The sequence below is a fragment of the Oleiphilus sp. HI0067 genome (assembly GCF_001635735.1).
The window spans coordinates 1-11601 of record NZ_LWFI01001487.1 but is presented as its reverse complement, the minus strand read 5'-3'; the positions used below and the strand labels follow the sequence as shown (position 1 = coordinate 11601).

Genomic DNA, 11601 nt, shown 5'->3' with positions numbered 1-11601 from the left:
GAAGCAAACGCGAGGAAAGCATCATGGCACAAATACTAGTAGTTGATGATTCAGCAACTGTACGTAACGAAGTAAGCAGCTTTTTAGCCGCTAATGACCTAAGTGTAGAAGTAGCAATAGACGGTAAAGACGGTCTTGATAAGCTACAGCGCGACAGTCAAATTAAGCTCGTTATTTCAGATGTGAACATGCCAAACATGGACGGTTTAACCATGGCTGAAAAGGTACGTAGCGACCTTAACAACCAAGGCGTAAATATTATTATGCTCACAACAGAAAGCGACCCACGCATGAAGGCTCGCGGCAAAGCGGCTGGCGTAAAAGGCTGGATTGTTAAGCCATTCAAAGGCGACAATGTTGTTGGTAGCATCAAAAAGTTAGTTGGCGCAGCATAACGAGCCAAACACCCAGACATAAAAAAACGGCGCTTTTAGCGCCGTTTTTTTATGTTCCAAATAAAGGGAAAAGTACTTAATCCCGTAACAATAAAGCTCTACTTCCCTGCTCTATATAGAGCACTATGGCAATGGATAAAACTCAAAGTAAATAAGCGGACCAAATGCCACAAGAATCAAGGTTGTCCCCATAACGAGTAATGGCAAGATAATACGCTCATGACGATAGTAGAAAGTGTCACCTTCTTGTAATGCCAATGTCACCTCTTTATCACCAACAACCTGTCTCGTTAACAAGTGATTCAATGACACTGGCGGACTCAAATAACCCAACTCAAACGCCATCAATGCGGTCATCCAGAAGTGAATAGGATGAATCCCTTGAGCATAAGCTACCGGCGCGATGGTACCCGTCACCAAAATCAACGCACCGAACGGATCCATAACCATTCCGATCAGCACTAAGAACAAGACCATAAAGATCATTGCAGCATATTGCGATTCAAATACTTCTGGAATTTCTAGTACGCCGCCCCCACGCTCGATGATGCCGCCAACTGTAAATGAACACGCCATCAGCATTAGCAAAGCACCAATCTGAATAGCAGAATTATCTACAGCCTTATGAAACGCCGACGACACTGTCGGTGCGGCCATAGCCGTTTTATTGCGCTCTTCAAAGTCTGAACTGAACTTTCTCTCCCAGATCAACACAATGGCTACCAGCACAGGTAAAACGATCGGCGCAGAAAATTCATCCAAATAGGTATCTAGCAAATAGGCGTAAACAACTAAGGTACCAGCCAAAATAGCAATATATGGAATCAAGGGCTTCGCAAGTCTTAAAGACGGCATCAATGCTTCGCTCACCGGCGCAGGATTCAAAGGCTCTTTTTTGGTAATCAATGCAAATACAGCAAATACCACCATGCTTAACAAGAACACCCTAAAGCCCCAATGGAACAGCTCGTCCGTCACGACCTCTTTGTTAAGAATCGCGATACCTACGACCAACAAACAAGGGCGTAATACAACACCAGAGCCAGTCATCGCGGTCACGGCAAGTGACAACTGCCTGCGCGTACCGACACGACGCATCTCCTGATAAACCACTGCACCCATAGCGATAATGATGATACCTGAGGCTCCTGTGTAAGCCGTTGGGTATGCCATCAACGCAATTGCCACAAATGCCATCATTTCGGGCGGAAGCTTCCAAGGACGGAATACATCAAACAACTTCGCACCTAGAAGTGTTTCTTTTAGCATCATGCCGGCAAGAATATAAAGACCAATCGCCAAATGAAGATTGGTGAGCTGGAAGATCTGCGTGAAATAAATAGCGATGCCCGGCAAATGACCTTCTGTAATAAAGAAATGAAAGCACGCTGCGAGTAACATGAAGGTTTGAATTGGAATCGTAAGTAAGGAGCGCAGCCATCCACCACCCTCTTCTAACTCATCACGACGCGGAGTGAAGAACTGATAGACGTTAATCGCAGACAACACCGCACAGCCTCCCATGAGCGCAAAGAACAACTCTGGATTGGTCACTTCGGTTCCTGAATTCAACGACCCGATGTAGAAGGCATACCCAGAAACGCCAAGGCCGACATGAGAAATAAACTGCGCCGTAGTCGAAATATAGTGATCTTTAAAATGGTGAACCGCTCTAAAAGCAATATGGCTGCGCTTAGCGGTTGCCACAATCGTGGCGAGCATTAATAGACTTATTAAGGTCAGCTTCTGATGCGCGATCGCAAACAAACTAATGTCAGCAAACACGTGCTCCAAGGAGCGGAATACCTCAACTGAAGGAGTAAGGTTTTGATCGTAAATAGCGGCTTCATCATGCTTCTTCTGACAAACCCTGAGCTGTCGCACCAATGACTCTCGTGCCGAGTCTCTATCAAAATCATCAACCAACAGTGAAAACGCTTCATTTTCAGCAATATGCTCTTGCTCTAGAACATCTAAGCGACTGTCTATGTCTTCTTGTGGGTCACACTCCGTAATCGGACGATCGCCTCGCAACACAAAATAGTCATCCCACAAATATGCACCAAGTTTAAGCATTTGCGCATGCATATTTTCACTCGTACCGGATGTAATGGTGCCGAGCAATAACAGCAAAATAATTCCTGTAAGAATAGCTTGAGATATCTTTTTAAATTTTGAAAAAGGAGAAGATGAAACTGGAGATGGATCTGAATTAGCTGAAATATCGCTCATCACTGACTCGTCATTATTTTTGTTAATACAAACGAAAGCTTTTTTGAATACTGCTAGCTATTGTGCCAACAAACTTAAGTAAGATGTTGATACATAAGGAAGAGCGAGTACTTCGTCACGTTTTAAAGGATGATAATTCTGGCCGAAAAACTCGCAACAGATGATATGCGTTGCGGCCAACTAGCGAAAATTATTCGTCGCCCAGGCGCCGTTTAATGCCGCAGATTTTGCCAACCTGTAATTGTCATGATCTTGAATTGCCTCAATAAAGCGCGCTAAGCCTCTCTCTGCCTCAACTCTCGTGCCAAAAGGACCAAGGTCTTCACCCTCTCGTGTGGCAATGTAATACTGACCATCAATAACTTGAAGGCGTTCAGAGCGAAAGTAAGTCGCTTCGCCTTCTCCTTTACGAAACTCCATTGCAATATTTCCTTGTCTACCTGATATTGATCTGTGCTGGCATCAAACAACACGAATACGAATACCACGCCACTAATCACAAACCTTATCTAAGTGAACCGCAAGTGCCGCGAATTATCTCTTATACTTCGGCCATGTCTCCTTTGGATTCAAGCCAAGACTTACGATCCGCTGCTCGCTTCTTACCAAGCAGCATATCCATGTTTTCGACAGTTTGAGCATGATCATCGATTGTTAGCTGAACTAATCGACGCGTGTCGCGAGCCATTGTTGTTTCACGCAACTGCATTGGATTCATCTCACCCAAACCTTTAAAGCGCTGAACATTCACCTTGCCACGTTTTTTTTCTGCTTCGATTCGATCAAGCACACCCTTGCGCTCAGCTTCATCCAAAGCATAAAACACTTCTTTACCCACATCGATACGATACAAAGGAGGCATCGCAACATAGATATGACCAGCTTCAACGAGTGGTTTGAAGTGGCGTACAAATAGAGCACATAAAAGTGTCGCGATATGAAGACCATCAGAGTCCGCATCAGCAAGAATGCAAATCTTGCCATAACGCAATCCTTCTAGATTATCTGATCCTGGATCCACGCCCACTGCGACAGCAATATCATGGACTTCTTGGGAGGCAAGAATTTCGGCAGAATCTACTTCCCAGGTATTAAGTATCTTACCGCGAAGCGGCATGATGGCTTGATACTCACGATCTCGTGCTTGTTTTGCGGAACCACCAGCAGAGTCACCCTCAACCAAGAACAACTCTGAACGCAATGCATCTGCCCCAGAACAATCCGCCAACTTGCCTGGCAGTGCTGGCCCTGAAGTCACTTTCTTACGAACAACCTTTTTACTTGCTCGCATACGCTTTTGGGCATTACTAATACACAGCGTCGCTAGCTGTTCCGCTTCATCAGTGTGTTGGTTAAGCCACAAGCTAAATGCGTCTTTCACTACACCCGAAATAAACGCAGCAGCCTCGCGTGAAGATAATCTTTCTTTGGTTTGACCTGAGAATTGAGGATCGCCTAACTTGGCAGATAAAACAAAACAGCTTTTATCCCAAATATCTTCTGGGCCAAGCTTTATGCCACGCGGCAATAAATTTCTAAACTCACAAAACTCTCGCATTGCTTCTAAACAGCCCGTTCTAAAGCCATTTACGTGCGTACCACCTTGCGCTGTTGGAATTAGGTTTACGTAGCTCTCTTGAGTGATTTCACCGCCTTCGGTTAACCACTGTATTGCCCAATCAACCGCTTCGCTATTGCCAGCCATCGACCCAGTAAACGGAACTTTCGGACAAGTTTCAAAGCCATCTGTCGCAGCAACCAAATAATCTTTTAAGCCATCCTCGTAATACCATTCATCCTTCTCATCCGTTTGCTTATTCTGAAAAATAACTTGCAAACCCGGACATAGAACGGCTTTTGCGCGCAAGACATGTCGAAGTCTAGAAATAGAGAATTTAACCGAATCGAAATACTGAGCGTCAGGCCAGAAATGCACTTTTGTTCCGGTATTTCGCTTACCAACGCTATCAATCACCTCTAAGCTATCGGTTTTATCGCCATCAGCGAATGCAATGCGATGTAACTTAGCATCGCGGCGGATAAAGACTTCAAGTTTTGTGGAGAGCGCATTAACAACCGACACCCCAACCCCGTGCAATCCGCCAGAGAAGTTGTAGTTATCGTTAGAAAACTTACCGCCCGCGTGTAATCGACTAAGAATTAGCTCGACACCCGGTAGTCCTTCCTCGGAATGAATATCAACAGGCATGCCACGACCATTATCGGTAACCGACAACGAGCCATCCTCGTGCAGCACAACCTCTATTTTGGTCGCATGGCCTGCTAAGGCTTCGTCGACGGAATTATCAATAACTTCTTGAGCAAGATGGTTTGGACGCGTCGTCTCGGTGTACATTCCGGGACGTTTTTTTACTGGGTCTAAACCACTAAGAACTTCGATCGAATCAGCGGTGTACTGCTTATTTGCGGATGAGCTTTCAGACATAATGAGAAGGACAAACTATTGAAATACAATTGCGCAAGAGCTTAAACAATTAAGGCGCTTGCGCCAATAGCTAAGGACTAAGATGGGGGATGTTTAAGAAACAAAGCCTATTGCGAAGAACGTAGGTTTCGATCTAATTGCGGATCAATTGTGTTAGCGAAGCCAGATTGTTCAGCAACGTTCTGATATGAAATCTCGAAAGACAGGCCGATTCTGTCGCGATCGACAACGAGTGATGAAGCATTATTTGATAAGCGATACGCACCCACCGCCTCTCCCTTGTCGAAGAGACGCGCATCACCATCACTATCCGTACTCGCCTCTAAGTAGTACTCACCTTCAGGAACATCAAAGAACTGAAAATTCGCCGTCGCATTCACATCATCAAAACGCTGCGCCCTGTATATGTCATATGAGCCCGCAGCCGCATTCACTTCTTGTTTGCGCAACAAATACACATAGACCCGAGACAATTGCCCAGCAACATCAGCGGCTGCTTTGAAAACAGGAACCGTTTCATTCAACAAAACCCCGCCATCCAAACGATACTCAACTTGTATCATTGCTTGCTGAGCTTGATCACTGACTTGGTCGGGATCAACAGTAATCACGTAACGACTAAAGCCCTGCGCATCGACACTATCTAAGGAAATGTCTAGCCAAGGAACATTTGCCGAAATCGACTCGATAGTAAGATCATCCGACCCTGCATTTCCTAAAAACAAACTTGCAGAGCTCGCATAGTTACCAAAGCTCAAATTAGACGGAAACACCTCTAGCTCATTCAAAGGATCAGCGCCTGCCGCATAAACCGCCTTCTGAGCATTAATCAAACCAGCACCATAAAATTGCTCAGGTACCCCTTGCTCAGTCAATTCACCACGTTCAAGTGCACGCAAAAACGAAGCGTTATCTAAAGATGGATCCAGTTCCTTCATTAACGCCGCAATCGCAGCAACATGCGGCGCCGCGAAAGATGTGCCGATCGACAACTCATACCGATCTAATCTACTTGGCGTGATGACGTCATCATCCACCCCATCAAAGTAAATCGAATTAATGTCTGTACCACCGGGAGCCATGACATCAACGTTGTCACCGAAGTTAGAAAATAATGATCTAAATCCCGTGTGATTGACGGAACCAACACCAAAAACCTCCGGGTAGTAAGCTGGGTAAAAAGGGAGATCAGATTGTTCATTGCCTGCGGCTGCAACAATAATCACACCTGTCGCTGCCGCATCACGTATCGCATCCTCAATGACAAAACTATTGATGTTAAGACCAAGCGATAAATTGATGATGTCAGCAGGATCATCAAGCTGACGACCATCTGTTGTGCGCAAACCCGCTGCGTATCGAATACCATCAGCAATATCAAACGCAGATCCTTCTCCCGAACTGCCTAGCACTCGAATAGGAATGATTTTCGCATTAAAGGCGGCACCGGCAATACCTTTAGCATTGTTAGTGTCTGCTGCAATCACACCAGCGACTTCCGCGCCATGAAAGGTTCCAAAAGCGACTTCTGTGGCATCCGCGTCACGACCATCACCATCACCATTCAGTACGTCCGATACAAAGTCATACCCGTCGCTGAACAAGATATTGGATTGAACATCTTCATGACTAGGTGCGACACCCGTATCAATCACAGCTACTCGAACACCCTGCCCCGACGCAAACTGCCATGCTTCAGGAAAAGATAACTGATCTAAATTCCACTGAAACGAACGCAAACTATCATTCACTGATAAGCCTGAGGCAGTCACTAAATAATCCGGTTCCGCATTAGCAACACCGCGCATCCCCTGCAACTGAGAGGCTAGACGCAGCGCTTTAAGCTTAGCTAAATCACTATGAATTCCATCATCAAGCTGCGACACCTCGCCAAATGCATTAACTATATTGACCCTAGCTGATGCGAGCTTGGCATAACCAGCTCGCGATAAACTCTCACCAGCAGCTAACGATCGTGAAGAGCGAAGGTGATAATTAACAGGAGACTGGGCAATAGAGCGTAAAGATACATAGTATTCGGCGTCTTCATCTGCAACAAATTCAACTTGTCTGGCCCAACGTATATCTTCACTAAAAACTGGCGCGCTTTGATTGCTCGATTTGAAGACTTGGAATCTTAAGTAAATAGACTGGTTTGTACCTGTGTCAGCCGGATAAGCCTCAAGCGAGAGTGTTTGTCCATTCAATAATGGCAAGGAATAGAAATCGCTATCATCACGAGCGAAAGAAAGCCCGTTGCTGTATGCGCCATTAGCTGCACTGACATAGCCACCAACAGAGCTAGGGTTGTTTAGTCTCTGCGCTTGGGAAAAGGAATTGTTATTGAGATTGATAGCGAAAGAGCCCGCGACCTGCGTGTCAGAATCTTGCGCCATAGATGATGTGAGTCGAAGGGTGCCTGAAATCGTTCGCGCTTGAGAAGGACCTCCTGCCACTAAACCGCCGTTGATACCTTGCGAGCCGTCAGCCTCAGAGCTACCGCCACCACAAGCAGTCAGAAGCATAGTAGCGAGCACTATGCACCACTCACCGATACGACCCTGTAAAGACCAATCCTTCAAAATCACAATCTAGTTCTACTCAAAAGACGATTGAAACAACATACATGCTGCTCATTATATTTTGAGTCTAGCAGTAGCAAGTAAAATATCTCTGCGGAGCATCGCCAAAACATCATAAATATCGCTCAATTAAGTAAATTTTCGTCAACTACAGTCTTGAGATCCCTTGAACACCATTGCTACTATGCATTGAGGCAAGGGAAAGCCGACCATAACACTATTTCAAGGATGAAATATGACAACGAAAAACACATTTCGTGCAGTTCTGTGCACGTTCATATTCTTAATTTCTGCCAACGCGCATAGCGCAATCATCTTTCAAGATGATTTTTCACGCATCAATAGCGACGATGTTGGGCCTGCATGGCTTACTAACGAAGCGCAAGACAACGATGTTGCAATCTATCTTGAACGACTTCGTTTACGAGACATACCTAGTGCCGGATTCACATTCGCTCAAATCGACATCGACACGCATAAGTACGCAAGCCTTGAATTAAGCTTTGATTGGCAAGTGCTAAGCAGCACTGAAAAGAGCGACACATTGCTAGTAGAACTTATGAATACGGCCGCGAAAAGCATTATCTTTGAAACGACCCTCGAAACTGCAGGAAGTTATAACGCCAGCATTTTATTATCAGATGCTGCCATTACATCTATCCGCTTTGCGCTTGACGTAAATAGCCAAACCGAGACGGTCTATCTCGACAATATTCAACTCGAAGGAATAAAGAACCCGGTGCAAAAACCTATCGCAAAGGTCGATGAATCGTCTTCATTTGGATTATTTCTTCTTGGACTTGCGGGGCTGATCTGCTGCAGATTACGAAACAACAACTTGGTTCAAAATAAAGCGCACAAGTAACGCGAGTGCAATCACAAACGATACGCCAAACAAAATACCAATAATGATGAAATGACTCGCTTTTCCCTTGCTGAAATCGCGTTTGGCATTTTTCGACTTTTGAACACCAAGCATTGCATACAAAACACTTTGCGTCGTCTGCCACAGGGTCATCTCATTCCCTTTGGCATCTGGGTCACTCGATATCTCTTTTTGCTTAGACATATTTAGCACCTATCGATTATCAACAATAAGCGACAAGCTACTGCTTAATCACCAAATGGAGTGCCTCTACCGACAAGGCATCTAAATCCATCGACCCTTTTGGATCATACCATGTCGTCGTCCAACTAATAGCCCCGGTTAATAGGCGTCTTAAGACAAATGTATCACCCTGCACTTTGCCATCTGATTTGGCAGCCTCAAGCGTCTGCATCCAAATGCCTTCATATTCACTGCGTAAGCCAAGAATGTAGTCTTGCTTCTCTTCTGAAAGACTTCGCCATTCATAGACGAGAACAGACATTGCATCGCCAGTTACGCCGTTGATCGCATCTATCTCACACTTGATGAGCGCGAGTAGTTTGCTCTCAATGCTGTCTGCTTCTTCTATACGGCGACGCATTAAATGCGTGTTGTAGATAACAACCTCTTTCATCATCGCTAACAGAATCTCTTCTTTCGATTTGTAGTGATGAAAAATGCTGCCAGATTGAATGCCGACAGCCGCTGCTAAGTCTCTTACCGTCGTACGCTCGTATCCCTTGACACGAAATAGCTTCGCCGCTTTTGCAAGCAATCGTCCTTTAGGCGTTCTAGGGTCTGTCACCTCACCTTGCTCGACAAGATCATCGACTAAATCAAGTTTTTCTTGTTCAACAATAACGGCCACCAGCCACTCCCTAGAAATAAGTATTTACAAAAAACTGATAATAACGAGCTTGCGAACTATTTACAAACCAAGCACTTGCTTGGTAAGGTGCTGACACCAAAAATGAGTAACCCATCTCATCTGCTTTTTTAACTCAGTTTCACGTCGCGAGTAGCGCCGTCTTAGACAGGAAAAAACGCACAATGGCAGAAGCGAAAAAAATAAGAATTGGTTGCGCATCAGCGTTTTGGGGTGACACCGAAACCGCAGCACAGCAACTCGTCGATAAAGGCAACATCGATTACTTGGTTTTTGACTATCTCGCAGAAATCACCATGTCGATTATGGCTGGTCAGAAAATGAAAGATCCGAGCGCTGGCTTTGCACCAGACTTCGTGAAGACGGTCATGGCACCTCTTCTTGAGAAAATCAAAACCCAAGGCATTAAAGTGATCAGTAATGCCGGCGGCGTAAATCCAGCAGCGTGCGTAGAAGCATTAAAAGCGATAGCAGAAAAAGCGGGTATCGAATTAAAGATCGCTATGGTCGATGGAGACAACGTCCTTCCATTAAAGAAAAAGCTCGCTGATCAAGGCGTCGTTGAAATGTTCTCTGGCACACCTATGCCTCCTATGTTCGTAAGTATGAATGCATACTTGGGTGCTCCAGCCATTGCGGCTGCTCTTGCTGAAGATGCTGATATTGTCATTACCGGTCGCGTAGTCGACAGTGCAGTCGTTCTCGGCGCCATGATGCATGAATTTGATTGGTCATGGAGCGATTACGACAAACTCGCTCAAGGCTCTCTAGCTGGACACATTATCGAATGTGGAGCGCACTGTACTGGTGGTAATTTCACTGACTGGGAACTGGTCAAAGATGGGTTTGATGACATGGGCTTCCCTATTGTAGAAATAGATCAAGACGCAGAATTTGTTATCACAAAGCCTGAAAAAACGGGCGGTTTAGTCACAACAGCAACGGTTGCAGAGCAAATCGTTTACGAAATCGGCGACCCAGAAAACTATATCCTTCCTGATGTTGTGTGTGACTTTACACAAGTGAAGCTAGAACAAGCCGCAGACAATCTCGTTCGGGTATCTGGCTCCCTAGGTAAAGCACCAACTGATCAATACAAAGTATCGGCCACCTACCCCGACGGTTTTAAATGTACCGTGACATTTTTACTTGCTGGCATCAATGCAAAAGCAAAAGCACAAGCCGTGGCCGAAGCCATTTTGTCTAAAACCTCACGTATGATCGAAGCAAAAGGCTTAAGACCTTATTCGGAAACCAGTATCGAACTACTCGGTTCTGAAGCCACATACGGCGAGCATGCCAAGGCTGAGATGTGTCGAGAGATTGTTGTGAAGATTTCTGTCGCTAGCCCAGACAAAAAGTCGCTTGTATTGTTTTCAAAAGAAATTGCTCAAGCCGCAACTGGCATGGCTCCGGGTATTACAGGCATTGTCGGAGGTCGCCCTACTGTTTGGCCGAAGATACGCCTCTATTCATGTTTGATTCCCAAGTCGACTGTCGATCTTGCAGTGAAGTTGGATGAGCAAACACTCGCAGTCAACCTGCCTCATGAAGACTTTGAAGCACTTTGCCCGAGCGAAAACTATGTAGGTGACGCACTCGAAACAGCAACACCTCACACCGTTCCGTTAATCAAGCTTGCTTATGCTCGCAGTGGTGACAAAGGCAATCATGCCAATATTGGCGTGATCGCAAGAGAGCCAGATTATATGCCATTTATTAAAGCAGCACTAAGCAGTGACGCTGTCGCGAACTTTATGCGACATACCTTAGATCCTAAAACCGGTAAGGTAACGCGTTGGAATATGCCCGGATTCAGCGCAATGAATTTCCTACTCGAAAACAGTCTTGGCGGAGGCGGTGTCGCAAGTCTGCGCATCGACCCACAAGGTAAAGCCTACGGCCAACAGTTATTAGAGTTCCCAATTCCGGTTTCCCAAGAAATATACGCAAGTTTAGAGAAGTAAATCGATGTCAGGATATCAATCAGTATTAAAAGAAGGCCTGTTTGAAGGCAAAACCATGATCGTGACCGGCGGCGGTAGCGGCATCGGACGTTGCACAGCCCACGAACTTGCGCAGCTTGGAGCTCACGTTGTGCTCATTGGGCGGAAAATTGAAAAGCTCGAAAGCGTAAAAGCAGAAATCCTTGAAGACGGCGGCAGCGCTGAAGCACATGCCTGCGATATTCG

10 protein-coding genes are annotated in these 11601 nt (G+C 45.5%); 4 read left to right on the top strand and 6 right to left on the bottom strand.

Going from position 1 to position 11601, the window contains the following annotated elements; all coding sequences use genetic code 11:
• Positions 1 to 23: 23 nt before the first annotated feature.
• On the top strand, positions 24 to 395 hold the full coding sequence (locus A3739_RS24210; RefSeq protein ID WP_068481218.1) for a response regulator: 372 nt from the start codon (positions 24 to 26) through the stop codon (positions 393 to 395).
• 123 nt (positions 396 to 518) lie between these two features.
• On the opposite strand, the gene A3739_RS24205 is transcribed toward A3739_RS24210, so the two are convergent.
• The 4 genes from A3739_RS24205 to A3739_RS24190 form a co-directional block, all read right to left on the bottom strand.
• Positions 519 to 2627: a TRAP transporter large permease subunit gene (locus tag A3739_RS24205; RefSeq protein ID WP_082878589.1), complete on the bottom strand. Its 2109-nt coding sequence runs from the start codon at positions 2625 to 2627 to the stop codon at positions 519 to 521.
• A 180-nt stretch (positions 2628 to 2807) separates the two neighbouring features.
• Positions 2808 to 3047, bottom strand: coding sequence for a DUF6316 family protein (locus A3739_RS24200; RefSeq protein WP_068481215.1), 240 nt, complete (start codon positions 3045 to 3047; stop codon positions 2808 to 2810).
• 121 nt (positions 3048 to 3168) lie between these two features.
• Positions 3169 to 5073 (bottom strand): DNA topoisomerase IV subunit B, encoded by a 1905-nt coding sequence (gene parE, locus A3739_RS24195; RefSeq protein ID WP_068481211.1) that lies wholly within the window; start codon positions 5071 to 5073, stop codon positions 3169 to 3171.
• A 107-nt stretch (positions 5074 to 5180) separates the two neighbouring features.
• Positions 5181 to 7661 carry a S8 family serine peptidase gene (locus A3739_RS24190; RefSeq protein WP_068481208.1) on the bottom strand — a complete coding sequence of 827 codons (2481 nt, stop codon included), beginning with the start codon at positions 7659 to 7661 and terminating at the stop codon, positions 5181 to 5183.
• A gap of 229 nt (positions 7662 to 7890) precedes the next feature.
• Between A3739_RS24190 and A3739_RS24185 the strand changes: the two genes are divergently transcribed.
• Positions 7891 to 8520, top strand: coding sequence for a hypothetical protein (locus A3739_RS24185; RefSeq protein ID WP_068481205.1), 630 nt, complete (start codon positions 7891 to 7893; stop codon positions 8518 to 8520).
• Here the strand turns inward: A3739_RS24185 and A3739_RS24180 are convergent.
• Positions 8479 to 8724 carry a DUF2970 domain-containing protein gene (locus A3739_RS24180; protein ID WP_068481202.1) on the bottom strand — a complete coding sequence of 82 codons (246 nt, stop codon included), beginning with the start codon at positions 8722 to 8724 and terminating at the stop codon, positions 8479 to 8481. The genes A3739_RS24185 and A3739_RS24180 overlap by 42 nt on opposite strands.
• A gap of 37 nt (positions 8725 to 8761) precedes the next feature.
• Entirely contained in the window at positions 8762 to 9391 is a 630-nt protein-coding gene (locus A3739_RS24175) for a TetR/AcrR family transcriptional regulator (protein ID WP_304439281.1), read from the bottom strand.
• A 182-nt stretch (positions 9392 to 9573) separates the two neighbouring features.
• Between A3739_RS24175 and A3739_RS24170 the strand changes: the two genes are divergently transcribed.
• Complete coding sequence (locus tag A3739_RS24170) at positions 9574 to 11376, top strand: acyclic terpene utilization AtuA family protein (protein WP_068481199.1); 1803 nt, start codon at positions 9574 to 9576, stop codon at positions 11374 to 11376.
• A gap of 4 nt (positions 11377 to 11380) precedes the next feature.
• The coding region (locus tag A3739_RS24165; RefSeq protein WP_156502806.1) for an SDR family NAD(P)-dependent oxidoreductase at positions 11381 to 11601 on the top strand (221 nt) is incomplete at its 3' end.